We start from the raw sequence: 25,985 nt of genomic DNA on the forward strand, positions 1-25,985 counted from the left end.
AATGAAATTATATAGTATTATTATTTTTTGTTTTTTATTAAGTTTTAGCTCATGTACAAATACTAAAAAGAAACAAAGTAGTGTAAATGAGTTGGAAGATGTTTCAGATATTGAAATTTCCGAAGTAAAAAAAAGTCGTGTGCCTTCTTATAATTTTGAAGAACTTTCAAGGTTTTTAACTAAACAGAATGACACTACATATGTTATTAATTTTTGGGCTACGTGGTGTAAACCATGTATCGCCGAGCTACCAGCATTTGAGAAATTAAATGCAGAGGCAGCTTCAAGAAAAGTAAAAGTACTATTAGTGAGTCTAGACTTTCCTGAAAAAGTTGAAAATCAAGTTATTCCATTTCTTGATAGAAATGGGATTAAAAGTGATGTTATTTTACTTGATGATGCAGATGCAAATAGCTGGATACCTAAAGTTGACTCAACATGGAGTGGTGCAATTCCTGCCACTCTAATATATAAAAAAAATACGCGTAAATTTTATGAGCAATCATTTAACTACGAAGAATTAAAAACAGAAGTAGAAACATTTAATAAATAGAAATTATGATTAAAAAAACAAATATTTTTTTGAAATTGGCTGTTGTAGCAGTTACAGTTTCAACACTATTAGCCTGTAACAATCAAACTAAAGACGTCTCAAAAGAAGTTACTTTAGATAAAGTTGTTTTAAAAGAATCAACTTCAAAAGATTTAAGCATGCAAGTGCGAGACGGTAAAATCATCAAAGGTTATAAAGTGGGAGATGTTGCTACAGATTTTAAGTTGAAGGATGTTGATGGAGAAATGGTGTCGATGGCAGATTATAAAGATGCCAAAGGCTATATTGTTATATTTACGTGCAATACATGTCCATTTGCTGTAGCTAGTGAAGATCGAATTAATGCATTAGATAAAAAGTATAAAGTACTAGGTTATCCTGTAATCGCAGTGAATCCTAATGACCCAAAAGTACAACCAGATGATACTTATGAGTTAATGCAAGCAAAAGCGAAAGATAAAGGATTTACATTCCCGTATTTATATGATGCCAACGATAAAGTATATGCAACATATGGAGCTACAAAAACGCCACATGTGTACTTGCTTAAAAAAGAAGATAATGGTAACGTTGTAAAGTATATAGGAGCAATTGATGATAATGTGCGTAATGCATCCTCTGTAAAAGAAACTTTTTTAGCAAATGCAGTTGATGAGTTGTTAGCTGGTAAAGATGTAACTGTAAAAGAAACTAAAGCGATAGGTTGCTCAATTAAAGCTTAAAAAAAAATTTAATTATTTTTAAACCGAACACTTATAATAAGTGTTCGGTTTTTTTATGAAATTTTAATTCGATTGATTAATTTTACTTAAATTTTAAGAAACACATAATATGGCAGATTTAACACAACAACAATGGCGTGAGCAATTAGAAAAAGATGATAATGCAATTATCCTAGACGTTCGCACGGAAGCCGAAGTAGAAGAAGGGTATATTCCTAATGCAAAACATCTAGATATTATGAATGCGGGTAGTTTTATGGATGGTGCTAAAGAACTTGACCCTTCAAAAAATTATTATGTGTATTGTAAAGCAGGAGGGCGAAGTGCCCAAGCATGCATGATATTAAACTCAATAGGATATAATAATACATTCAATTTAATGGGAGGATTTTCTCAATGGAATGGAGAAACAACAATGTAATGAAAAGTTTTTTAAAATTAATAATAGCACTTTTCCTTTGCGTAGGAATAATTTCTTGTAATAATAAAAATGCTTCTAAAAATGCAGATGGCAATACGGTACAGGGAGGTAAAATTGTAAAAGTGCTTGCTCCCCAGGCAATGCATGACGTTTTAAAAGATAACCCAAATGCTCAGTTAGTTGATGTTCGAACCACAGACGAATTCAAGGTGAGTCATTTAAAAGATGCACAAAACATTTGTGTTACAGACAATGATTTTAAAGAAAAAGCTGAAAATTTAGATAGAAATAAACCCGTTTATGTGTATTGTAAAAGAGGTGGGCGTAGTGCTCGCGCAGCAAAAATTTTACAAGAGATGGGATTTAAGGAAATCTATGATCTAGATGGCGGAATTACTAAGTGGGAGGGAGAGGATTTTGACGTAGAACAATAGTTTAATTTCCCCCCAAAAAAAGACCTTATAATATTAAATAAATATTATAAGGTCTTTTTGTATATAGTATTGTGGGTAATTATAGCTAATTATTTGCATTAACAAACATTTCTATAGTGTTTAAAGTTTCTTGACCTCCCCAGATAAATTGTAACATCATACCAAAATGCCCTTTTTTCTGTTTTATAAATTGTACATCTGGTTGAAATTCTTTTAATTTATTTACAAAATCATTATTTGTTTTTGCGATACTTTCAATAGTTTTAGTGCCTTGAAAAATCAAAAATGGAGGGTTTTCTTCGGAAATGAAATAGATGGGAGATGCGTCTTTCCATATTTCTGGATCATTAGTAAATGTACTTTGATAGTCATAAAAACCCCCTTTTTTAGGTGGGTTAATTGTATTAAGCCAAAACATATCTAAACCAGCCGCATCATTCAAAATAATTCCTGAAATACTTTTTTGATCAATACCATATTTAGGGTTTATTACAGAAAGTGCAGATAGATGCCCTCCCGCTGAGTGGCCATTCATAAATATCTTATTAGGATCACCGCCATATTGTACAATATTTTCTTTTGTCCATTGAATACAAGCAGCAATTTGTTGCGCTTGGTGGTCATAGGTTACATTTGGACTTAAGGTGTATTCTGGAACAACGAGAATGATATTTCTTTTAGCAATATCTTTTCCATAAAAGGCATAAGTGTCTTTGTCTCCACGATTCCAATTACCACCATGTGCAAAGATGATTACAGGCATTGCAGTCTCGGGTTTTTCTTTTAGAGTGAAGATGTTGAGTTTGGGGTTGCTGTCTTTAGTAAGTAATTCGGTAGGTAGATAATCTAAATTCTTAATACGTTTGACTGGTGAGCAGCTGGTAGTAAAAAGTATTAGAATTAAGAGTAAAATACTGTGTAGTAACCTCATATTCAAATTTGTTAAATACAATTAGTTGATATTTTGGTAATTGGAGATTCGGTGAGATAACTTAAAAATATGTAATCTCTATGATTATAAAAACGCCATCACTTTTATCTTAGGTGATATGTTTTGACTTTTATCACTAAGAGTAGATTCGGTCTTAATAATAAATTTTTTACCTATGTAATTACCGTTTTCAAAATTTTCATCCTGAAGTAATTCATTATGGTGTTCACTAAGTTGAATAGCTTTGCCTGTGTTTGAAGTGAAAAAGTAGTGTTCGCCTTCATGGCCGTCAAAAGTGATTTCAATATTATTTGGTATAACCTCTTTAGAATTATTGTTAAAAAATAACCCTAGTGACATTGTTGTTAAAAGCAGGAAGGTTTTCATAATACTTCATTTAAGATGAAAGATGCAAATGCATCGTATTATAAAAATAAGGACTTTAAGAGTTTAGAAAATTAACTTTAGGAGGAGTTTGTGATTGATGGTTAATAAAATGCCAAATATTAAATTTAATATTTGGCATTTATTACTTTAAAAATTATTTATGCTGTCAATCTTCCTTTGAGTCTTTTCTCAATTTTCTTCTTTTTTTCTGTTAGACGCTTCATAGTGTCCATTAATTGAGAATCTTTTGTTTTTTTGTAAATCTCATTGATTGCTAAAATAAGCCTTTTCGCTTCTCTCGATGCCGTAACACGGTCACTCATAGACATATGGCTCATTTTTTCTTCTTCAAATATTGCAGCTTCTTGTAGGATATCCATTGCTTCAGAATTTTGTTTGTTAACAATTTTTCCAATATAATTAAACAAATGGCATTGAGCAAAATATTTAAGAATACTTTAGGGTTTAAGTGGTGCAAATTTTAATCGCAGCAAATTTCCGAAGTGAGAAAATATATTGATAAACAGGATTTGAAAACTTTGATTCTCCTATTCTATTTCTGAAATTTTAGTTTCATCATCAATTATAGTTTCTGTAAAATCATCAATTGGTGGAGGAACTAGAGGGTCTAGCATCTCGATAGCTTTTTGTAATACTAATGAATTAGGGAAAGAAATGTACTCGTTATTATCAGTTCGCATATAAACGAAGAATGCGGTGATATCTTTTACAACACCCACCCATTCATAATCCTTATCCACTATACGTATACGATCACCAATACGTACTGGATGATTGAAAAATAGTATAATGCTTGAAGTCAAATTTGACAATATGGACCATTGTGCAAAAAAACCCACGCCTAATACTGCAAGAATTGAGGAGATGAAAAAGATAAAGTCTTTAAGGCCTATCCCCCAAATAAATATAAGAACAATACAGGTTATTAAGAAAAACAGGATATAACTTAAATTGAGAATAACTTTTTTGCGATTGGGGTCAATTGCTTTTTTCTTAACAAAACGTTTGATAACGCGCTTTGCAAGTTGACTTACAAAAAGTAATATTACTATGGCAATTAGGGTGCCTAAAAGTTGTTTTGGGTAGTTAATCATTTAAATATATGCTTATGACTGTAATAGGCAAATGTCATAAATACTTTTCACTACGCCAAGCTATAAGAAACAGTTATTTTATCAAATAAATCTTCTTTGTTTACGGGCTTTGAAATGTATTCATTCATTCCTAATTCAAATACCCGTTGTCTTGTTTTCTCAGTAGCATCTGCGGTAATCGCAATTATGGGGATGTTCAATTTATCTGCGCCTACTTCGCCATTTCTAATTTTCATTGTGGCTTCATATCCATCCATCAATGGCATTTGTAAATCCATTAAAACAATATCATAATTTATGAGTTTCAATGTATCAAGTGCTTCTTGGCCATTACTAACTACGTCAAACGAGATGTTTATATTGCTAGAAAGCATTTTCTTCATAACCATTTGATTTAGCTTATTATCTTCAACCACTAAAATATGAAAATTAAGATTTTTAAGTGCGTCTGTAGCATTTACTTTTTTAGGCTCTTCTAGTATTTTTAGAGGTATATCTAGACACACTTTAGTTCCATCATTTACTTTACTTTCAATTTTTAATTTCCCATTAAACAATGTTATTAAATTTTGAACAATTGATAAACCTAGTCCAATACCGCCAAATTTTCTATCATGCTTTAGTCGCATTTGACTATAGCTATTAAAAACATTGCGTTTACTGTTTTCATCCATTCCTATACCGGTGTCTAATAACTCAAACGAAAACATACAAATTTTGTCTGGTTTAATTAAACATTTTAGTTTTAGATTAATAAAACCCTCATGTGTAAACTTAACAGCATTGCTTAGTATGTTGTTAATTATTTGTCCAAAACGTTCAGCATCACCATATACAAGTTTAGGAGTGTTGTCGTCTATCAAAGCAGTGTAGTTAAGTCCTTTGTTTTTTGCTTCTAATTCCCAATTACTAGAAATTTGATTTAAAAGAACTAAGGGATTGAACTCAGAAGGTCTTAGGACAAGCTCATTTTTTTCAATACGTTCAAAATCAATAATATCGTTAACATTACTTAATAAGCTAAAAGATGCGTTTTTAATGATGTTGAAAGATTCTCTTTGGTCAGAATCAAAATTTTCTTTGAAAAGTTGGTCGTCAACAATTCCTAAAATAGCATTAATTGGAGTGCGTAGTTCATGGCTTAGGTTTGACATAAAATAAGATTTAAGCTCACTAACTTCTTCAGATTTTTGAAGTGCTAATTCTTGCGATTTTTCTTTTTCTAAACGCAATGTTCTAATCAAGTTAGTCATAGAGAGTGATAAAAATATTACCTCAAATGCTGAACCAAATTTAGCGCTATTCAAAGTATAAAAATTATTAGGTAATAAGCTAAGGTTATTCATTACAAAACCTAATAGACCTATAACAAGAAAGAAAATACCAATGGAGAAATATATGTCTACTTTAAAACGCTTATATCGTAGTGTGAATAACGATGCGAGTATTAATATTAAACTAAATAATCCATTAAGATTGCTTATAGGATAGGTAAGTGCAAGTGTGTTTTTATTGATAAAAATAGCAAGGAATAATACACCAATGATACCGTAAGCAACATTATAAAATTTCTTAAACATTTTTAAATCTTGAGCGATATTTAAAAAGTGCTCACAATATTTTAATAAAAAGTAATTGGAAAATAGAGCAGTGATAAGCACTAATCTGCTATTAAAATACCCACCACCAGTAAACACATATTTATATAAAAAACCATCGAGTGCAGCTTGCATAAGTGCAATGGATAAAACATAAAAACCATAATAAAAGAAAGACCTTTCTTTTAGACTGGTATAAAAAAACAAATACATGAGGCCAGCAAAGACAAGGATACCATAAAATAAACCAAAGAAAAGTTGTTGTTTACTATTTGACTCATAAAACTCTTCGCTTCTCTTTAAATTAAGAGGTACATTAACAGTTTCTCCATCACTTTTTATTTTGAGATAGAAATCTTGTGTATCGTTTTTAGGTATAGTTATTTTGAAAACGGTTTGACGTTGACTTTGAGATCTATCCTCAAATAATAATTGATCTCCACTATTAAAAACTTTTATCAAATCTTCATCAATCTGGTATAGGTTAACGACATCTGTCACAGGTCTAGCTGTCTCTAAATAATAACTTTGTTTTTCTTTTGAGCTATTTTTAAGACTAAATTTTACCCAATAAAAATCTGTTGTAAAACCTAGACTATGATTTTCATTTAAAATAGAATCGTATTTTAAATACTTATTTTCAATTACATCGTTTATTGAATAATCATTTTCTCCAGCATTTGTAAATTGAGCATATTCAAACAATTGACCTTTGTCAACTTCTGGATCAAATGGAAGATTTTGTGAAAAAAAATTCCAAGTACTTAAAAATAAAAAGAAGTGTAAAACTTTCAATGCATAAATAGGTTGATGGAGCTAATATACAAGAAAAAGATAGTTGAGGTTAGATCATCTTGTTAAAAATGCAAAAAAACGATATTTTAACTTATTAGAGTAGGTTATATCCTACTTTTAAAGTGCAGCGTATTTACAAATTAATTAAGATTTCCGAAGCCATAAAAATAAAATAGTAATTTCTCTACTGTAAAATGTAATTAATACTTTTTTTCTAAAAATACGCCCCTTTTTATGCCCCCATTAAAATAAAACCCCGTAAACATTGGGTTTACGAGGTTAAAAGTGGAGCCGGAGGGATTCGAACCCTCGTCCAAACGTGCACTATTACAGCTTTCTACATGTTTAGTTTTTATTTAAATTTTCGTGAGCTTGCCGGTCAAAAACTACCAACGCACCCCTTATTCTAAATTAAGTGTCTCAAGGATGTCTAGACACCACCCTCAATAGGTTTACTTTTACGAAGTCACTATATCGATTGCCGTAAACCAAGGCTCTCGAGTGACTTCCTGCTTGTCTACCTTGTAGACCGAGGCGTAATCTTACTATGATTCAGATTATGCAGCTAGGGCGTAGTTATTCTCGCCGTTTAAAAAGTGTGAAAAATGAGATTTAAGAGCTGTTTCCCAGCGCTCTACATGCTTACTATACTAGTTGACTCGCTGTCAAAACCAGTCGGCCCCTTTTTTTAGTATTCAGTTTTCAAAAGTAATACTCAGTGTAAACTGGTAAATAGCTTTATCAATACTGAGATTATTTGAGCGTGTCTTTTTTTCGCCTATAGCTCAAAAAAGTCGGGCTATTCGCTTTATCTTTTATACCCTAAAGAGGTATAAAAGGATGCCGCTGCTATCCCTCACGCAGCCTTTGCGCGCATACCTTCAAGTTGAAAAACCTTGTAGGATTCCCGCAATGGGTTCGCAAAGATACAAGTTTATAAGTATCTTTGATTCATAATAAAAACACAAAATCTATACCAAATGCCAATCACTTTTGCTATCATTAAAGAGCGTAAAAATCCGCCAGACCGTCGTGTCGTATTCTCACCATTAAAACTGAAAGAAGCTGCAGCCCAATTTCCTGAGGCCAAGTTTATTGTAGAGTCAAGCGATGTGCGTATTTTTAATGATGAACAATATAGAGACGCAGGATTTGAAGTAAAAGAGGATGTAAGTGAAGCAGATGTAATGCTTGGAGTCAAAGAAGTTCCTGTAGAAGCATTAATCCCTAATAAAAAATATTTTTATTTCAGTCATACCATTAAAAAGCAACCCTATAATAGAAAATTATTGGTGGCAATGCTTGAGAAAAACATTGAGATGTACGACCACGAAACAATTGTTAAACAAAGTGGAGCACGTTTAATAGGTTTTGGAAGGTATGCAGGATTAGTTGGCGCTTACAATGGATTTAGAGCATTAGGAATAAGAGATGGACTTTTCAATCTCCCAAAAGTTGAAAACTTACCAGACCTTGATGCTGTTAAAGCCCAACTTGATAAGATTAAACTTCCAGCAATAAAAATTTTATTGACAGGAACAGGCAAAGTAGCAAAAGGAGCAAAAGAAATACTAGACCATCTAAAAATTAAACAAATTAGTGACGCGCTGTATCTCACCGCAACATTTACAGAGCCTGTTTATTGCATAGCAGATGTTATGGAATACAATAAACGTAAAGATGGTAAAGTAGGTGATAAATTTGCATTTTATAAAGATCCCACTCCCTATGAAAGTAACTTTATGCCATATGCAGCACAAACAGATTATTTTATTGCTGGACATTTTTATGGTAATAATGCACCTTATTTATTTACTAGGGATAATGCAAAACAAGAAGATTTTAAAATTAACTTGATTGCAGATATTTCTTGTGACATTGACGGGCCAGTGGCTGCAACCATAAAACCATCAACTATTGCAGATCCTTTTTACGGCTACGACCCACAAACAGAAAAAGAAGTGGCAATGGATGCTAAAGGGGCAATCACCATGATGGCAGTAGATAATTTACCTTGCGAATTGCCTAAAGATGCAAGCGAAGGTTTTGGAGAGATGTTTTTAGAAAATGTTATCCCTGCTTTTTTTAATAATGATGAACGTGGCATTTTAAAAAGAGCAAAAATGACTACAAAAGAAGGGACGCTAACTGAACGTTTTAATTATTTAAAAGACTATATAGCGTAATGATAATTAAGTCATAATGTATTTTATCGATGTTAATTGCGTAAAGACAGTCATTTTTGCCCTTCGTCGAATTTATTTGTTTTAAGGTAAGATTTTTTCTTACATTGCATAGTCATATCGATAAATCCCCACATTTATCTGTAAATACTACTTATGAAAGTTAAACTACTTCTTTTAATAATTATGTTCCCTCTTGGGCTTTTGTCACAAGTGGGGATTAATACAGATAATCCACAAGCAGATTTAGATGTTAATGGATCTATGCGTATTGGCAAGCGAGTTATGGAAAACATACAGGCTAAAAAATTATTAGGTGTTGATGAAAATGGGATGATCATTGAATTAGAATTAGATGATAATATTTACATTGATGGAAACAAAGTTAGATCTGACTCTCGAAGGTCAGGTATTTATAGATTGCCACTAATTAATTTATCATCGTTGCATGACACTGGAGGTATAGTTTGGCCAGGTGGTACAGGAGAAGATAGAACTGTAATTCGTATTGAAAATCTTTCTGGAGACTTATTAATGACTGGTATTGATATGTCAGTATTCTCAACATTAATGGATGCTCATGGTTATACAATGTCTTTATATAATGTGAGTGGTGAACTTACTTTGAAAAGTGAGGATTCAAACTCATTAAATCAAAATCAATTTATTTTAGGGGATGGAAATGATGTAAGTTTGAAACAATATGAAATGGTTAAAATTATGTATGATGCATTCTTAGAACGTTGGGTAGTGATGAGTAAGCATTAATGCTTATGTGTATTTAGAACAAAAAAAGTACGATTATTTAATCGTACTTTTTTTGTTCTAACAAGTTTTACTAAATCTAGGTTTACTAGTTACAAAAAAATTATAATCTTAAAAGTAAGTTCACGTATCCATATGGATAGGTTGAAAGATTTCTTAGTTGCAATATTATTTATTTTTTTTAATAAATAGTTGTCGATTTTAACCCCAAAAGTAAACACATTTAATAATCTACATATTTCTATAATGAACACATTTATGTTATTAATTTATAAATAATAGTTCACAGAGGAATTCTATTAATAATTTTAGGTATTCTATTTATAGCATATTAAGGGTAGCAAGTATTTAAGATTAATTCAGCCAGAAAGAAGTTTGCACAATCTTAGAGTAAAAGACCAATTTGAGATGGAGCTTTTTTAAAAAGTAAGCACTGTTATTACTTAAATATAATTAGTGATGAAAAATTAAGCGAGTATATAAAAAATAAAATAAAGTAATGTGATATTTCACTTAATACTAACTAGTTATATTTATTTTTAGAGAAGCTTCTCAAACCTTGCGTATATTATAGTTACTAATAATTGACATGAAATTTCAAAATTACCGAGCATTATAAATTATACCAAAAAGAAATTAGATATTTTTTGTTATAAACAAGTTGATATTTGAAATACGCAACTCATTTTAAGAAAAGCATTTACTTCTTATTTTAAAAGTTTAATTAAGGTGTTTAATTAGTGTTGAAAGAAATAAATCAATAGAATATGGTTTAATTATAACACCATTCATCAAATTAAAAGAATGATCTCCTACTACTTTTTCTTTTTCAACTGCTGTTAAAGCTAATATAGGAACTGTTTTATTAAATTTTCGTATAGCTTCTGTTGCCTCAAAACCATTCATTTCTGGCATATTAATATCCATTAAAACTAAATCAATATTATTATCGGTTTCTTCTAAACTTATTATTGATTCCTTTCCGCTTCCTACTGTTAAAACATCAGCTCCGTATTTTTCAATAAACTTTTTAGTTACGATTTGATTTATTTTATTATCATCAACAACAAGTATTCGGTATCTTTTTAATAATAAAGAATTTGGTTTAATTTGATTTGTTTTATTTTTTATAGGAAGTAAATTTTCCAATTTGAATTCAAGATTGAAACTGATAGTTGTTCCTTGGCCAGATTCACTATTGATATTTATATTGGAGTTTTTTTCATCAAGTAATTTTTTCACAATAGGTAATCCAAGTCCTGTACCCATAAAATCTTGACTTTGTGATGATGGTTTTAAGCGGTCAAATAAATGCATTTTTTCTTTTGGACTAATACCTGGACCATTATCTTTAATATGAAAAGAAATCTCTATTGTATTGTCTTTTTGTTTAATTTTTTCTAGAGTTATATTAATTAAACCATCATTCGTGAATTTGCTAGCATTATTAATGAGGTTTATTAAAATTTGAGCTAAAGTAGCTCTATCACCAATTAACACATCTGGTATATCTTCATCAATTAAAATTGAATATTCATTAGGGTTTAGCTCGCTTAACGGTTTGGAGGATTCAACAATATTCTCAATTAAATTGCGTACTTTAATTTTCTCATTTTTTGTTATATTGATTTCGTTATTCTCAATTTGATTAAATTGAAGAATATTATTTACAAGTGTCAATAAATATTCGGCTGAAAATCGCAATGATTTTATATTGTCATTTTTATCTTTAAATTGATTTTCCTCTAATAAAATATCTGAAATTCCTATAATGCCATACATAGGAGTTCTTAATTCATGAGTAATATTTGAAAATAATAAACTTTTTGCTTTTGAAAGTTCATCACTTCGATCCTTTTCTTCAAGGTATTGTTTGTTTTTAATAATAAGATTAGCTAATAGTTTTCTCCTTTTAAGATAGGAATAGAGTAGAATTAATGAAAAAACAAGCAAAATACTAGATGCAATCTTTATCCATAAAACAGAAGTTTCTTGTTTTGCATTCTCAGCTTTAATTTCACTTAAATATATTTCTTTTGCAAGCTGATCTTTAATTTCATTTACTTTAAATTTAGTTGTAACATTTTGAATTGCCTCTAATTTATCCTTCTCATACTTTTCTAATTCTAGAGTGTCTAATTTTGTTTGATAAGTATAAGCCTCCTCATAAAATTTAAATTTTACAGCATTTTCAATTATATTTTCGTAGACAGCAATTATACCATCGGTAAAATTAATATCTTCTAGAATTAAAAGACTTTCTTTAAAATTATCTTTTGCTTTTTCATAGTTTCCTGTTAAACTATAATATCTTCCTTTACTAAGTTTAAAACCTCCTATAAAACCAACAAAAGTATTATCAGTGATATTATTTTCAAAATTGTCTAAATATACCTTGGCGTTTTCGGGCTCATTGAGGTCTAAATAAAAATTGGAAATATTTGCGTTTAACGTCTGTAACTTATTGGTGTTTTTAATTTTTTTGGCTAAAGGAATTAAATTTTTATAAAGTTTAATTGCTTCTCTTTTAGAATCGTCACTTTCTTTTGATGCTATATAAGTAGCAAAATCTAATTGAGTAGCAATGATTCCTACAGTATCTTTGTTTTTTTTTGAAATTTGTATTCCTTCATAGAATATATCTTTAGCCATAACAGTATCCTCTATGGCCAAATAAGAGTTTCCTAAATAGGTTGAGATTTGATGATATTTATTATAATAATCATTCTCTTTAGAAAGTTTTCTAGCAAGTTCCCCATATTCTATAGAATTAGCGTAGTTTCTAGAAAAGTATTGTTTTGAAACATATTTTACTAATGTATCAATTCGTGAAGTTTGTATTGTGTCATTAGCTTTCTCAATACTCGATTGAGAGTATAAAGCAATAGGGAAAAATAAGAAAATACACGTTTTTGTGAAATTCATCAAACAAATGTATCTATAACAATTGATATAAATAAGTTAAAATTTAACATTAATCGGTTTAAATGCATCTTTTAATATAAACCATAAATTTTAAAAAATTCTAAAGCGTCTTATTAATGGTCTTTGAATTTTAATTTTTTTTAGATTTAATCTCAATTTTTGCGACAAAAACGCTTTTAATCGGATTTATGTGTATTTCATAGAAATTTTTAGTTTATTTGTTTCAATATTAATGAATTAAAATTTCAGAATGAAAAACGACTACTCGGTTAATGTTCTTTTTGTATTATTATTCTCTTTATCAAGTCTTATCTTAAATGCTACTACTAATAATGTAGCATTTAGTGAAACTTTTAGTGATATAGAAGATTGCAATATTAGCATAACCTGCCCCCCGAATCAAACTGAATCTGCAACGCCTAGTTGTACATTTCAAATACCAGATTATACTGGTTTAGCCACAGTAAATGATGCATGCGCATCACCTACATTTACACAGAATCCACCTGCCGGTACTATGGTATCATTGGGTGCTTATACAATAACAATATCTGCAGATGACGGTACGAATTCTGTAAATTGTGATTTTGATATTTTGGTTATTGATACTACATCTCCAACATTAACATGTCCCATTGACCAAGTTGAAATTTTTGATGAAAATTGCCAATTTGTATTGCTTGATTATACTTCCTTGGGGAGCGCTACAGATTCTTGTAGCCCAGGTAGTATACCTATTACACAAACACCACTCCCTGGAACTGTAGTATCTGGAACTACTACAATTTTTTTGTTTGCAACAGATCAGGCTGGAAATACCGGTGCTTGTACGTTTGATATTATAGCGAGTGACATAACACCACCAACAATTATTTGTCCAGCAGACAGAGATGAAAGCGCAAATTTAAATTGTGAATTTGTAATACCAGATTATTCTGGACTTGCTACTGCAAATGATAATTGTGGAACACCTACTTTTTCGCAAATTCCTATACCAGGAACTATTGTGGGACTAGGCGTTACATTAATAACAATGTCTGCGACGGATGGAGTTAATAGTTCACCTTGTACTTTTAATATTACAGTCAATGATAATAGTCCACCAATAGTTGTTTGTCCAGAAAATCAACTTGAAGATTTTGATATTAATTGCGAATTTATTCTTCCAGACTATACTAATATGGCTGTAGTTACAGATGCGTGTCACCCTGGTCCATATATTTTAAGTCAAACTCCACCAGAAGGAACGGTTATTTATGGAAATACAGTTGTAACAATATTTGCAGAAGATAATGTAGGTAACATAGGGTCTTGTGCTTTTCAAGTGATCCAAAACGATGTTACGCCACCAGTAATTGCATGTCCATCAAATCAAACCGAAGAGGTAAATGCAGATAATTGCATGTTTGTAGTGCCAGATTATTCTGGACTTGCAGTGGCTTCAGATAACTGTAATGATGTATTAATAATCACACAAAGTCCGGCTGCGGGTTCAATGGTAGGTCTAGGAACAACTACTATTACCTTAACTGCAAATGACTTGAATAATCAAACTTCATGTACGTTTGATATTTTAGTTGAAGATACAACGGCACCAAATGCAGTTTGCGCATCGCCCTTTAATGTTTCATTAGATGCAGCCGGAATTGCTACAATAACAGCAGCAGATGTCGATGGAGGCTCAACAGATTTTTGTGATATTTCATTAATGACTATAGACATAACTAGTTTTACTTGTGATGATCTAGGTCCTAATGCTGTAACGTTAACAGTAGAGGATAACTACGGAAATATTAGCCATTGTACAACTACGGTTAATGTTCAAGACCCCTTATTTGTTTGTAATCAGCCTCCAGTAGCACTCTGTCAACCAGTAATTGTGTCTGCTAATGAAAATTGTGAAGGTGAAGCAACCGCAGCAGATTTTGATGCGGGTTCATTTGATCCAGATGGAATGGCAACAATAATCACCGTAAGCCCTGAAGGACCTTATCCATTAGGGATTACAAATATTACACTTACAATTGATGATGGTGCTTTTGTAGCTACATGTAACACAACGATAACAGTTGAAGATACAACACCACCTATAATGACTTGTTTAGATAATCAAGTTGAAAGCACAACAATAAATTGTGAATTTGTAATACCAGATTATCGTTTGCAGGCTATGGCTAGTGATAACTGTAATACACTTACGGTAACTCAAATTCCTGCGCCAGGAACAGTTGTTTCACTTGGTACTACAGAAATTGAGATCACTGCAAATGATGGTAGTAATGAGATTACATGTTCGTTTGACTTAAGTGTAGTTGATAACACTGCGCCTACAGCAATATGTCAAAACATTACAATACAATTAGACGCAAACGGAATTGCAGTTATTGATGCTAATGATATAAATGGAGGCAGCACAGATAATTGTGGTACTGTTTCCGTAGCTATTAGTAATAGTACATTTACATGTAATGATATAGGAGAAAACACAGTAGTCTTTACAATAACCGATAATGCAGGGTTGACTAGCGAGTGTAATGCAATAGTAACAGTAGAAGACAATATTGCACCTCAAGTAGTGTGTCAAAATGTAACAGTAGTTCTAGATGCAAACAATGAAGCTCAAATAACAGTTGCAGATATTGATGCTGGAAGCACAGATAATTGTGCAATAGTTGAATATACTCTGGATATCATAGATTTTGATTGTTCTATGGTTGGAGACAACGAGGTAACACTTACTGTAACAGATGTTAGTGGAAATACTTCAAGTTGTTTAGCAATAGTAACAGTTGAAGATGCAACACCGCCAACAATGACTTGTTTAGATAATCAAGTTGAAAGCACAACAATGAATTGTGAATTTGTAATTCCAGATTATCGTTTACAGGCTATGGCTAGTGATAACTGTAATACTCTTACGGTAACTCAAATTCCTGCGCCAGGAACAGTTGTTTCACTTGGTACTACAGAAATTGAGATCACTGCAAATGATGGTAGTAATGAGATTACATGTTCGTTTGACTTAAGTGTAGTTGATAACACTACGCCTACAGCAATATGTCAAAACATTACAATACAATTAGACGCAAACGGAATTGCCGTTATTGATGCTAATGATATTAATGGAGGCAGCATAGATAATTGTGGTACTGTTTCCGTAGCTATTAGTAATACTACATTTACATGTAATGATATAGGGGAAAACACAATAGTTTTTACAGTAACCGATAATGCAGGGTTGACTAGCGAGTGTAATGCAATAGTAACAGTAGAAGACAATATTGCACCTCAAGTAGTGTGTCAAAATGTAACAGTAGTTCTAGATGCAAACAATGAAGCTCAAATAACAGTTGCAGATATTGATGCTGGAAGCACAGATAATTGTGCAATAGTTGAATATACTCTGGATATCACAGATTTTGATTGTTCTATGGTTGGAGACAACGAGGTAACACTTACTGTAACAGATTTTAGTGGTAATGTTTCAAATTGTACTGCTATTGTAACTGTTCAAGATACACAATTGCCAGTTGCAATATGTCAAAATATTACCGTTCAATTAGATGAGTATGGAATAGCAACAATCTCTCCTTCAGAAATAGACAATGGAAGTACAGATAATTGCGCAAACTATACACTCTCAGTAGATGTAGATACATTTGACTGTAGCAATCTAGGAGCCAATGAAGTGTTTTTTACAATCACAGACGTTCAAGGTAATACTGCTACATGTTTATCAATAGTAACTGTAGAAGACGTATTACCACCCGTGCTTAATTGTCAAAATATAACGCGTAGTTTAAATTCAGACTATGAAGTATTTATTGATATTTATGATATATCTATTGATATATTAGACAACTGTTCAATAGTAAGTACAGAAATTAGTGTAGATACTTTTAACTGTTCAAATTTAGGAGAAAACGAAGTGACTATTGTAGCAATTGATCAAAGCGGAAATGAATCAACATGCACAGTAACGGTAATGATAGAAGAAGGTGTTTTTGCTCCAAATGCAGTTTGCGAAAGTGTAACAGTACCATTACAACAAGATGGAACAGCAACAGTAATGGCAATTAATTTTGATGCAGGTTCAACAGGTACACGTTGTTTTAACCCCTTTAGTATTGATAGGGATTTCTTTACCTGTGATGATATAGGAGCGCCTATCCAAATTGAATTTACAGTATATAATGCCGCTGGTGAAACAGATACATGTATTGCATTTGTTAATGTAATTGATGGTCTTGCACCTCAAGTATTTTGCCCAGAAAATCAATCTGTAGTTTCTAATGGACCATATTCATTACCAGATTATTTTGCCACGGGTGAAGCTATTGCAACAGATAATTGCTCGTCTAACGTAATTACATCTCAAGATCCAGACCCTGGAACTTTATTAGAACAAGGGGTGCATACTATTACATTAACAGCAGAGGATATGAACGGGTTTGAGGAAGAATGCGAATTTACGGTATACATTGATGATATTTTAGGTGCAGACAATCCACAAGTTTCTTTAGAAACATTAATTATGTACCCTAATCCAGCAAATCAAATAATTAATATTAGTAATCCTCAATTTATAGATATTAAGGAGGTTACAATTTACGATATTAGTGGAAGAGCTATAATTAACAAGCGCATTTCTGAAATGAACGAACTTCTCACAATAGATGTTTCAAACCTACAGAGTGCTACTTACATGGTAATTATAACAACAAATAAAGGACAAGTTGTTAAACAACTCGCTAAGGAATAACCATTATTAATTTAGATAAAAATGCTCAGTCCTTCTTTAGGATTGAGCATTTTTATATCCTTTAAACATCACCCACAATAGAACTCCACTACCTATTGTTGTTATTAATGCAATAGGGTTTGTAATGCTAATAATTATGCTTTTAAATAAATTGATTGGGTTTTGTAGTAAATCCCAAGAATTAAAACGTAGAAATCTTCCTAAATAAATACCAAATCCACATAAAAAATGTGTGCAAAAAATAATAACTGAGGTTCTTTTTTCTGAAATGTGCCGTTGTAAAAACATTTGTATTTGCATTACAGAACATATATACCCATAGAGACCACTAATTGCAAAACTCCCAATAACCATACTATCCAGCCAAAGAATTACATCCTCACTTCTTTGTAAATGAACAAGGTCTGTCACAATATAAGGGGCATTGGGTAAAAACAATAACCATGCTCCAAAACCCAAAATTTTCACACTTTTAGATAGACCTTTTCGATAGAGTAGTGCTGATGAAATGCCATAGGGTATCCATGCTAAAAATAAATTCCATACGAGGAATAATAGAAAAAACGAATGTGTGATTTTCATTCTTAACATTAATAGAAACAAACTTGTCCCTAATAACAACACTGCGTAAAATAGTATTGTAAAATTTTCAATTACTACTGATTTAATTTTTTCCATTGGGTGTAAATTTTTCAATGAGTAGTATAGGTAAAATGCCAAGTGTGTATGCCAACAAATCCCAAGGGTCAAAATGAGACCCAATTATAATTTTTATAAACCTATTTTGGATGTTTAACATTTCAGCAAGAGAAAAATATTGTGCTATCTCAACGGTAAACGCAAAAATTAAAACCCAAGCTGTTACAGTTATAATATTGTGACGTTTAAAAAATTGCACAAAACAATAGAGTAGTGGAATGACGAGCACATCTCCAAGAAATCCTCGTATAAATGAGTGGAAATAGAATGTTGCTATTGCAATTTCGGTGATTAATAGCAGGATGAATATTGTTAAGTATCTCTTCATTTTATAATAACTTTAGGTCCCTTAAATTTTGGTTGTACATTAAAAATAATATCAAATACAGCTTTTGTTCTTGCTAGATATTCTCTAAATTCTGTTTTTAACCCGTATGAATTTGAAACATTTTGAGCATTAAAACCTATAAAATTCAAGTCATATTGGGAAGCTAGATAAATAGCTCTTTGATTATGGAATTTTTGCGAAATGATAATTGCCTTATTAACATTAAAAACCTCTTTTGCTCTTATTATAGAGTCTAGAGTCCTAAAACCAGCAAAATCTAAATAGATGTGATGTTCTGGGATTCCCAGTGCTATTAAATCATTTTTAAAATCTGAAGGCTCATCGTAGCCCCTTCGACTGTTGTCACCACTAACTAAAATGCGATTTATTTTTCCTAATTTGTATAGGTTGACAGCTGCATTAAGTCTATGAGTGTAATAGCTGTTTACTTTTCCGTTGGCGGTAAATTTTCCTGTGCCTAGTAATATTCCCACTTCATGTTTTGTAATATTGTTAATATCTGTAAATGTCTTGCCTTTAGCCGAAAAAGACACAAAATGATAAGATGTTAAGACACAAAAAATAATTGAAATGAAAAAGAATATGGCTTTTGTTCTCATGCTTTTCATATTAAAAATGCAAAAACAAGCGAAGCATAAACGTATGCAATGGGGAGGTTAATCAATAAAATACCTATAGCTTTAAAGGTTTCTTTTGGGTCTTCTTTGAGTAGTAAACCTATTAACAGCACTGCCACAAAAAATACATTACATATTACTGCAATACAGAGGTAATAAAACCCTACCATAGTGACTCCATTGAGATCCCTAAATATTGTTTGTAATATTAATAGTAAGGTGCCAATACTAAAAAAGAATAATGCTAGACTGCTTGCGCCTTTAACTTTGTTTTTCATAATTGAGGGTATTTAAATATGGTTTTATAAGTGTTCTTTCTGAAATAATAATGCTTCGGAAATTTTTAAAATTTAAAGAAAGTACTGCTTTGTAATCATAATGATGAAATGAGTTGATCTGCTTTCCAAAGCGATACGAACTCAAATAATATCTTAGATAATCTGGAAGTATTAATGTGCCAAGCAATAGTACACCGTAGAGATATGGGGTACGTTTACCATTGCCAAAACAACAATACTGTAGAGCAATTTCATCTTCTACGTTTGTTCCATAACCTGTTAATACGTGATAGGCATCGTGACGTTCTACTTTAGGTATTAGGTGAAAATTTCGTTCTTTTAAGAAGCTGCCTAGGTGATATCCAAATGTATCAGAACTCATATTTAATAACATTTCAGTAGAGATGCCCCACGCTTTTTTCTTTTTGAATTTGCAGTACAAACTCATGGTAATTTCAAATAACTTATTGATTAATTTTTTTCTTAATTGTAACATAAAGTACTTTGTTTTTCAAAGTGAATATTTTAAAAAAATACTCAATGTAAGTTGAGCACAATTTTAGTTGTTGTTTTCTATTTCCGAAGTAATTTTTCTAATGCTTCAATATGCTTTTTAAATTCTGCTTTTCCTAATGGGGTAGTACTATATCTTGTATTTGGTTTTCTGCCTATAAACTGTTTTTCTACATGTATGTATTTTTCCTTTTCAAGCGATTTTAAATGACTCGCTAGATTACCATCAGTCACGTCAAGCAATTCTTTGAGTCGGTTAAAATCTGCATCTTCATTTACCATCAAAATGGACATAATGCCAAGACGAATGCGGTGATCAAAAACCTTATTTATATTTTCAATAATTCCCACTACTTCTTTTTTTCTGCTATGAGCATGATAGCACCATAGATGATGTGCATTGCTCCAAAACCGAGCATCCATAACCAAAATCCATACCCTGGAATAATGGCACAAATAAGTCCTAAGATAATTTCTATAAACCCTAAATATCTAATGTGGCCTATGCTATATTTAGCAGCACTAACTAATGCCAGTCCATAAAAGATTAGCATTAACGCACCTGTTTGTCCATATTTTTGTTGTCCTAAGATGATAATTATATAAATTCCACCAGTTATTAATGGAATTAAAAAATTGATTAAAAGGCGTTTTGTAGTGTCGTCCCATATTTCGACTCCGTCTTTTTTAGCTCGTCGTGTTGTGATAAAGACAGCAGTCAAAATGCTTAAAAATGCAATTAAAAATAAGTCTAGCATGATGAGCTTAAAAATATATCCATCAAGTATTAAATATTCTCGCGCACTATTTGTAACAATATAATAAGCCACTATACCACCAATAACAGCATACACTCCAGCCATAATTCCTGCCCAGCCACTTAAAGATATAAAACGTGAAGACTTAGTCATCAAGTTTTTGATTTCGCTGAGGTCTTTTAAATAATCTTGCTCACTCATTTTAAAGTACTTTGAAATACAAAGTAAATGTATATTTTAGAATTTTGCTATACTTTTCTTCGGAAATTTTAAAAAAAGGGGAAAAACCCCTATTGATTCAGGTATTTATCCTCTTGTCCATATTTGAGAAGTGCTGCATCTTTGTTTTATATTAATTTAATGCTATATAAATTGGGGAGTTTATAAGCGATATTGATACGAAAAGGTTGCTAGAAATAGCAGCCTTTTTTATTTTTAGTAATTAATACACAAATATGAATCCAGCCGAAAACTATATCCTCAATAAACCCGAACCATTTAAAAGCATGTTGCTTCAGCTTCAAGTGGTGATTGAGCATACGGTGAAAGACCTGGATTTAGTGTATAAATGGAGCTTACCTTGTTATTGGTATAAAGAGCATAGCGGCTTTTGTTATCTCAATCAAACTAAAAATTATGTAGATGTTGTTTTTTGGCGTTCTGCATATTTAGATATCTATCCTGAGCATTTAAAACCGTATGGGAGAAAGGCATTAAAATCATTACGCTACTACAAACAAGAAGATATAGACGAACGTGTACTCATCGATATATTACTCGAGGCACATTCTCATAGAGAGAAGTCATTTTATAAATAGTATTATAGACTCTTAATCACTTTTCTAATCGCTGTCAAATCTGTCAGCAATTTTTCAAGCCTGCTCAGGTCGAGCATATTTGCGCCGTCACTTTTTGCATTTGTTGGGTCAAAATGAGTTTCGATGAAAAGTCCGTCGGCGCCGGTGGCAATTCCAGCACGGGCTATGGTGCTTATCATTTCGGGTCTCCCGCCTGTAACACCTTCACTTTGATTGGGTTGTTGTAAACTATGAGTAACATCAAGAACAACGGGAGCATATTCTTTCATTGTAGGAATTCCACGAAAATCCACAATCATGTCTTGATAACCAAACATAGTACCTCTGTCTGTAATCCAAGTTTTATCACTTCCAGAATCTTTTACTTTTTGAACAGCGTGCTGCATAGCTTCTGGGCTCATAAACTGTCCTTTTTTAAGGTTTACAACTTTACCCGTTTGAGCAGCCGCAACAACTAAATCGGTTTGGCGTACTAAAAAAGCTGGAATTTGTAGGACATCTACATAAGCAGCAGCCATCTTAGCATCGCTTACTTCATGAATGTCTGTCACTGTTGGAATGTCAAAAGTTTCTGAAACTTTACGAAGAATTCTTAGTGCCTTTTCATCCCCTATTCCTGTAAAACTGTCTATACGACTTCGGTTTGCTTTTTTAAAACTTCCTTTAAAAATATAGGGTATGTTTAGCTTATCAGTAATACCCAAAACTTTTTCGGCAATTCTAAGTGCCATGTCTTCTCCTTCAATGGCGCAGGGGCCTGCGAGTAGAAAAAAATTATCTGAATTAGCGTGTTTTATCTTTGGAATCTCTGAAAGTTGCATAGCGTTTTTTTTGATGTGTAAATATAGTAAATACATCAAACTTAGATTGATAATAACGAGGTAAGAGGGTGGTAAAATTTCCGAAGAAATTATACCTATATCTTTAGCTTCAAAATATCACGCCTCAACATGCAAGTAATTAATTAATTAGCAGTACTTTTGCACCGTCAAAAAAGGCGCTTGAAAATAGAATATGTTTCAACGTTTTAATTGCCACTTAATTAAATAGTTAACCGCCTTAGCGGATATTGAAGATGAAAGTTATAAATATTGCAATTATTGCTCACGTAGATCATGGTAAAACGACCTTGGTTGATAAAATTATGTATCACTGTCAGTTATTTCGCGATAACCAAAATACAGGAGATTTAATCTTAGATAATAATGATCTTGAGCGTGAACGTGGAATTACGATAACGTCTAAAAACGTATCTGTAATGTACAAAGACACAAAAATTAACATTATTGATACCCCTGGTCACGCCGATTTTGGTGGAGAGGTAGAGCGTGTATTGAATATGGCAGACGGTGTTTGTTTGTTAGTGGATGCATTTGAAGGGCCTATGCCACAAACACGTTTTGTTTTACAAAAAGCTTTAGATCTTGGTTTAAAGCCTTGCGTAGTTGTAAACAAAGTTGATAAAGAAAACTGTACGCCAGAGCTAGTGCATGAAAAAGTATTTGACTTAATGTTTGAGCTTGGTGCAGAAGAATGGCAATTAGATTTCCCTACAGTTTACGGTTCTGCAAAGAACAACTGGATGAGTGATGACTGGAAAGTAGAAACAGATAATGTTGAACCATTATTAGATATGGTTTTAGAAAATGTACCTACGCCTAAGTTTGAAGAAGGAACTCCACAGTTATTAATTACATCTTTAGATTTCTCTTCATTTACTGGACGTATCGCTATTGGGCGTTTAACTCGTGGTACTTTGAAAGAAGGTATGCGTGTTTCATTAGTGAAAGCTGATGGTACGATTACAAAAACTAAAATTAAAGAATTACATACTTTTGAGGGGTTAGGCCGTTTAAAAGTGGAAGAAGTTCATGCAGGTGATATTTGTGCATTAGTTGGTTTAGAAGGTTTTGACATTGGAGATACAGTGGCAGATTTTGAAAATCCAGAGGGTTTAAAAACTATTGCGATAGATGAGCCTACAATGAGTATGTTGTTTACAATTAACGATTCGCCTTTCTTTGGGAAAGATGGAAAGTTTGTAACATCTCGCCATATTAGAGAACGTCTTGAAAAAGAATTAGAGAAAAACTTAGCAATGCGCCTGGAAGAAACAGGAAGTGCAGATAAGTTTTTAGTATACGGTCGTGGTATTCTACACTTATCGGTTTTAATCGAGACAATGCGCCGTGAAGGATACGAATTGCAAATTGGTCAGCCACAAGTAATTATCAAGGAGATTGATGGGGTTAAATGTGAGCCAGTAGAGGAATTAACAATTGATTTGCCAGAAAGTGTAAGTGGAACTGCAGTAAACCTTGTGACAATCCGTAAGGGTGAAATGGTATCTATGGAAGCGAAAGGTGATCGTATGATTTGCGAATTCATCATCCCATCTAGAGGTATTATTGGTTTGCGTAACCAGTTATTGACTGCTACGGCGGGTGAGGCTATTATGACGCACCGTTTTGTTGAGTATCAGCCTATGAGAGGTGGTATTCCTGAGCGCCAAAATGGATCTTTAGTTTCAATGGAGAACGGAAGTGCCATTCCTTATTCTATTGATAAATTACAGGATAGAGGACGTTTCTTTGTAAATCCTAATGAAGATATTTACGAAGGACAAGTTATTGGAGAAAACACACGCCAGGATGATATGGAAGTGAACATTACCAAGACTAAAAAACTATCTAACGTACGTTCAAGTGGAGCAGATGACAAGGCAAAAATTGTCCCAGCTATCAAATTCTCTTTAGAAGAAGCGTTAGAGTTTATTCAAAAAGATGAATATGTTGAGGTAACGCCTAATCACCTACGTATACGTAAAGTGTTTTTAAAAGCTACAGATAGAAAGAGGAATAAAATCTCTTAATATTTCTTCGGAAATTTTAAGTACAAATTATATTTTAATCTGCATTACACATTGCCTAAAGGTATTAGTGTAGTGCAGATTTTTTAATTGCAATTATGGCGTAATTATTTTCAGAATATTTATTTAACTGACATAATTACCGATTATTTAAACTGATACAAAAGATGTTTTTTTTTGTATTCTTCATCTCCTATTTTACTATTATCAAAGGACTAAGGAGTGATTATTAGGTTCGTTAAAGTATCTATCTAAAAGTTATAAAATATACGCTATATCTATGGCTTGGTTTTAGCACCTGCTGGGAGTATTATAAAAACATAAATATTTCCTGCATAAAAATTATGCAAAAGAGTATTTTTTGAAATTAAAAAGTATAGAATGACACAAGTAAAAGAGAACAACACAGTAAAAGTAAATTACACAGGTAAATTAACTGATGGGCAAGTTTTTGACAGTTCTGAAGGAAGAGAACCGATTGAAGTTACTTTAGGACAAGGACAGTTAATTCCTGGTTTTGAAAAAGGGTTGATCGATATGAAGTTAAATGAAAAAAAGACTATTTCTATTCCTAAGGAAGAAGCATATGGAGACGTTAGAGATGAGCTAAAGCAGGAAGTGGCAAAGACAGATCTTCCTCAAGATATGACACCCGAAGTTGGTATGGGCTTAGTATCTAAAACGCCAGATGGTCAAGAAATGAATTTACGTGTTGTAGAAGTGAAAGACACAAGTATTGTCGTAGATGCAAATCATCCATTAGCTGGTAAAGACCTTGTTTTTGATCTTGAAGTAGTAGAGATTAAATAAGCAAAAGTTGCCTAATATATAGGTGATATATTCAAGTACTTGAAATCCCTTCTGAATTTTATTCTGTAAGGGATTTTTTAGTTATCATGTTCAAGTTATAGGTATATTAATTTTTTCTCAAAAAAATAATCGCTTATCAATAAAATTGATAAGCGATTATTTGAAGTTGTGCAGAATAAAACACTTTTTATCTAATCACAATAAGGACAACTTGCACCATAACTTTCAATTGCATCACAAACATATTCAAGTTCTGTTGTCTGTCCTAGACATTCATAAAGTTGAGCAGTTTGGCAAAATTGAATGATTTGTCCTTCAGTAGGGCCGTTATAAACTAAATTTCCACAATCTATATTACCTCTGCCATTATTACTGCCGCCACCATTGTCTGGTGTATATATAGGTGATAAGGTATTACTGTCATTGATGTCAAATTCTACATCAAGAGTATGATCTTCAGCACTTCTTCCAGAAGTGAGTGATATGGAATAACTACCTTTTATTTTGTGAATTCCAGATTCACTATTTCTCACAACTTCAATTATATTAAGGCTATAATCAGTAATTATTATACTAGTATCTTCTATTGGGTCAAAGCCAAAATCATCCTCGGTCGCTAGAGTATACCTTGTAGAAGGGGTTTGTATTTCAAAACGTGGACTTTTTAAAGTTGATTAATTGCC

25 protein-coding genes and 1 other RNA gene are annotated in these 25,985 nt (G+C 32.1%); 10 read left to right on the forward strand and 16 right to left on the reverse strand.

Going from position 1 to position 25,985, the window contains the following annotated elements:
- Window position 1: 1 nt before the first annotated feature.
- The 4 genes from GB234_RS13935 (at window position 2) to GB234_RS13950 (ending at window position 2,130) form a co-directional block, all read left to right on the forward strand.
- Entirely contained in the window at window positions 2-553 is a 552-nt protein-coding gene (locus tag GB234_RS13935) for a redoxin domain-containing protein (RefSeq protein WP_151895200.1), read from the forward strand.
- A gap of 5 nt (window positions 554-558) precedes the next feature.
- Window positions 559-1,275 (forward strand): thioredoxin family protein, encoded by a 717-nt coding sequence (locus GB234_RS13940; RefSeq protein WP_151895201.1) that lies wholly within the window; start codon window positions 559-561, stop codon window positions 1,273-1,275.
- A 109-nt stretch (window positions 1,276-1,384) separates the two neighbouring features.
- The gene (locus GB234_RS13945) at window positions 1,385-1,696 is read left to right on the forward strand and encodes a rhodanese-like domain-containing protein (protein WP_151895202.1); all 312 of its coding nucleotides are present in this window, start codon (window positions 1,385-1,387) and stop codon (window positions 1,694-1,696) included.
- Window positions 1,696-2,130: a rhodanese-like domain-containing protein gene (locus GB234_RS13950; RefSeq protein ID WP_172966898.1), complete on the forward strand. Its 435-nt coding sequence runs from the start codon at window positions 1,696-1,698 to the stop codon at window positions 2,128-2,130. The genes GB234_RS13945 and GB234_RS13950 overlap by 1 nt, the downstream gene beginning before the upstream one ends.
- A gap of 85 nt (window positions 2,131-2,215) precedes the next feature.
- Here GB234_RS13950 and GB234_RS13955 read toward each other — a convergent pair whose 3' ends face one another.
- The 6 genes from GB234_RS13955 to ssrA all read right to left on the reverse strand — a co-directional run bounded on the left by GB234_RS13955 (window position 2,216) and on the right by ssrA (window position 7,639).
- Complete coding sequence (locus tag GB234_RS13955; protein WP_151895204.1) at window positions 2,216-3,061, reverse strand: alpha/beta hydrolase; 846 nt, start codon at window positions 3,059-3,061, stop codon at window positions 2,216-2,218.
- An 84-nt stretch (window positions 3,062-3,145) separates the two neighbouring features.
- A complete protein-coding gene (locus GB234_RS13960; protein WP_151895205.1) occupies window positions 3,146-3,448 on the reverse strand; it encodes a hypothetical protein in 303 nt (100 codons plus the stop codon).
- Window positions 3,449-3,606: 158 nt separating this feature from the next.
- Window positions 3,607-3,828: a hypothetical protein gene (locus GB234_RS13965; protein ID WP_151895206.1), complete on the reverse strand. Its 222-nt coding sequence runs from the start codon at window positions 3,826-3,828 to the stop codon at window positions 3,607-3,609.
- A gap of 168 nt (window positions 3,829-3,996) precedes the next feature.
- The gene (locus GB234_RS13970; RefSeq protein WP_151895207.1) at window positions 3,997-4,563 is read right to left on the reverse strand and encodes a mechanosensitive ion channel family protein; all 567 of its coding nucleotides are present in this window, start codon (window positions 4,561-4,563) and stop codon (window positions 3,997-3,999) included.
- Between the two features lie 50 nt (window positions 4,564-4,613).
- Window positions 4,614-6,956 carry a hybrid sensor histidine kinase/response regulator gene (locus tag GB234_RS13975; RefSeq protein ID WP_151895208.1) on the reverse strand — a complete coding sequence of 781 codons (2,343 nt, stop codon included), beginning with the start codon at window positions 6,954-6,956 and terminating at the stop codon, window positions 4,614-4,616.
- 283 nt (window positions 6,957-7,239) lie between these two features.
- Window positions 7,240-7,639: a transfer-messenger RNA gene (ssrA, locus tag GB234_RS13980) on the reverse strand.
- A gap of 303 nt (window positions 7,640-7,942) precedes the next feature.
- Between ssrA and GB234_RS13985 the strand changes: the two genes are divergently transcribed.
- Both GB234_RS13985 and GB234_RS13990 read left to right on the forward strand, forming a co-directional pair.
- Complete coding sequence (locus GB234_RS13985; RefSeq protein WP_151895274.1) at window positions 7,943-9,142, forward strand: NAD(P)-dependent oxidoreductase; 1,200 nt, start codon at window positions 7,943-7,945, stop codon at window positions 9,140-9,142.
- Between the two features lie 153 nt (window positions 9,143-9,295).
- A complete protein-coding gene (locus GB234_RS13990) occupies window positions 9,296-9,907 on the forward strand; it encodes a hypothetical protein (RefSeq protein ID WP_151895209.1) in 612 nt (203 codons plus the stop codon).
- Between the two features lie 717 nt (window positions 9,908-10,624).
- Here GB234_RS13990 and GB234_RS13995 read toward each other — a convergent pair.
- Window positions 10,625-12,829, reverse strand: coding sequence for an ATP-binding response regulator (locus GB234_RS13995; protein WP_151895210.1), 2,205 nt, complete (start codon window positions 12,827-12,829; stop codon window positions 10,625-10,627).
- A 250-nt stretch (window positions 12,830-13,079) separates the two neighbouring features.
- Here GB234_RS13995 and GB234_RS14000 point away from each other — a divergent pair, with 250 nt between their 5' ends.
- Window positions 13,080-17,591, forward strand: coding sequence for a T9SS type A sorting domain-containing protein (locus tag GB234_RS14000; RefSeq protein ID WP_151895211.1), 4,512 nt, complete (start codon window positions 13,080-13,082; stop codon window positions 17,589-17,591).
- Window positions 17,592-17,627: 36 nt separating this feature from the next.
- On the opposite strand, the gene GB234_RS14005 is transcribed toward GB234_RS14000, so the two are convergent.
- From GB234_RS14005 to GB234_RS14035, 7 genes are all read right to left on the reverse strand, one after another.
- Window positions 17,628-18,269 (reverse strand): DUF1361 domain-containing protein, encoded by a 642-nt coding sequence (locus GB234_RS14005; protein ID WP_151895212.1) that lies wholly within the window; start codon window positions 18,267-18,269, stop codon window positions 17,628-17,630.
- Window positions 18,256-18,618: a ribosomal maturation YjgA family protein gene (locus GB234_RS14010; protein WP_151895213.1), complete on the reverse strand. Its 363-nt coding sequence runs from the start codon at window positions 18,616-18,618 to the stop codon at window positions 18,256-18,258. The genes GB234_RS14005 and GB234_RS14010 overlap by 14 nt, the downstream gene beginning before the upstream one ends.
- The gene (locus tag GB234_RS14015) at window positions 18,615-19,238 is read right to left on the reverse strand and encodes a SanA/YdcF family protein (RefSeq protein ID WP_151895214.1); all 624 of its coding nucleotides are present in this window, start codon (window positions 19,236-19,238) and stop codon (window positions 18,615-18,617) included. Before GB234_RS14015 ends, GB234_RS14010 begins: the two co-directional genes overlap by 4 nt.
- 5 nt (window positions 19,239-19,243) lie before the next feature.
- A complete protein-coding gene (locus tag GB234_RS14020) occupies window positions 19,244-19,534 on the reverse strand; it encodes a hypothetical protein (protein WP_151895215.1) in 291 nt (96 codons plus the stop codon).
- Entirely contained in the window at window positions 19,518-19,916 is a 399-nt protein-coding gene (locus GB234_RS14025) for a ubiquinone biosynthesis protein COQ4 (protein WP_235906149.1), read from the reverse strand. Before GB234_RS14025 ends, GB234_RS14020 begins: the two co-directional genes overlap by 17 nt.
- 191 nt (window positions 19,917-20,107) lie before the next feature.
- Complete coding sequence (locus tag GB234_RS14030; protein ID WP_172966899.1) at window positions 20,108-20,398, reverse strand: winged helix-turn-helix domain-containing protein; 291 nt, start codon at window positions 20,396-20,398, stop codon at window positions 20,108-20,110.
- The gene (locus tag GB234_RS14035) at window positions 20,398-21,006 is read right to left on the reverse strand and encodes a hypothetical protein (protein WP_151895218.1); all 609 of its coding nucleotides are present in this window, start codon (window positions 21,004-21,006) and stop codon (window positions 20,398-20,400) included. The genes GB234_RS14030 and GB234_RS14035 overlap by 1 nt, the downstream gene beginning before the upstream one ends.
- Window positions 21,007-21,260: 254 nt before the next feature.
- On the opposite strand from GB234_RS14035, the gene GB234_RS14040 reads away from it, so the two are divergent.
- Complete coding sequence (locus GB234_RS14040; protein ID WP_151895219.1) at window positions 21,261-21,623, forward strand: DUF1801 domain-containing protein; 363 nt, start codon at window positions 21,261-21,263, stop codon at window positions 21,621-21,623.
- Between the two features lie 2 nt (window positions 21,624-21,625).
- Here the strand turns inward: GB234_RS14040 and kdsA are convergent, their stop codons facing one another.
- Window positions 21,626-22,444, reverse strand: a complete 819-nt coding sequence (gene kdsA / locus GB234_RS14045; protein ID WP_151895220.1) for a 3-deoxy-8-phosphooctulonate synthase — start codon at window positions 22,442-22,444, stop codon at window positions 21,626-21,628.
- Window positions 22,445-22,698: 254 nt separating this feature from the next.
- Here kdsA and typA point away from each other — a divergent pair, with 254 nt between their 5' ends.
- Together typA and GB234_RS14055 are read left to right on the forward strand one after the other, a co-directional pair.
- On the forward strand, window positions 22,699-24,495 hold the full coding sequence (gene typA, locus GB234_RS14050; protein WP_151895221.1) for a translational GTPase TypA: 1,797 nt from the start codon (window positions 22,699-22,701) through the stop codon (window positions 24,493-24,495).
- Between the two features lie 378 nt (window positions 24,496-24,873).
- Complete coding sequence (locus GB234_RS14055; protein ID WP_151895222.1) at window positions 24,874-25,302, forward strand: FKBP-type peptidyl-prolyl cis-trans isomerase; 429 nt, start codon at window positions 24,874-24,876, stop codon at window positions 25,300-25,302.
- Window positions 25,303-25,493: 191 nt separating this feature from the next.
- Here GB234_RS14055 and GB234_RS14060 read toward each other — a convergent pair whose 3' ends face one another.
- Window positions 25,494-25,835: a hypothetical protein gene (locus GB234_RS14060; protein ID WP_151895223.1), complete on the reverse strand. Its 342-nt coding sequence runs from the start codon at window positions 25,833-25,835 to the stop codon at window positions 25,494-25,496.
- Window positions 25,836-25,985: the final 150 nt, after the last annotated feature.

Source organism: Patiriisocius marinistellae (assembly GCF_009014635.1).
Taxonomy (GTDB): domain Bacteria; phylum Bacteroidota; class Bacteroidia; order Flavobacteriales; family Flavobacteriaceae; genus Patiriisocius; species Patiriisocius marinistellae.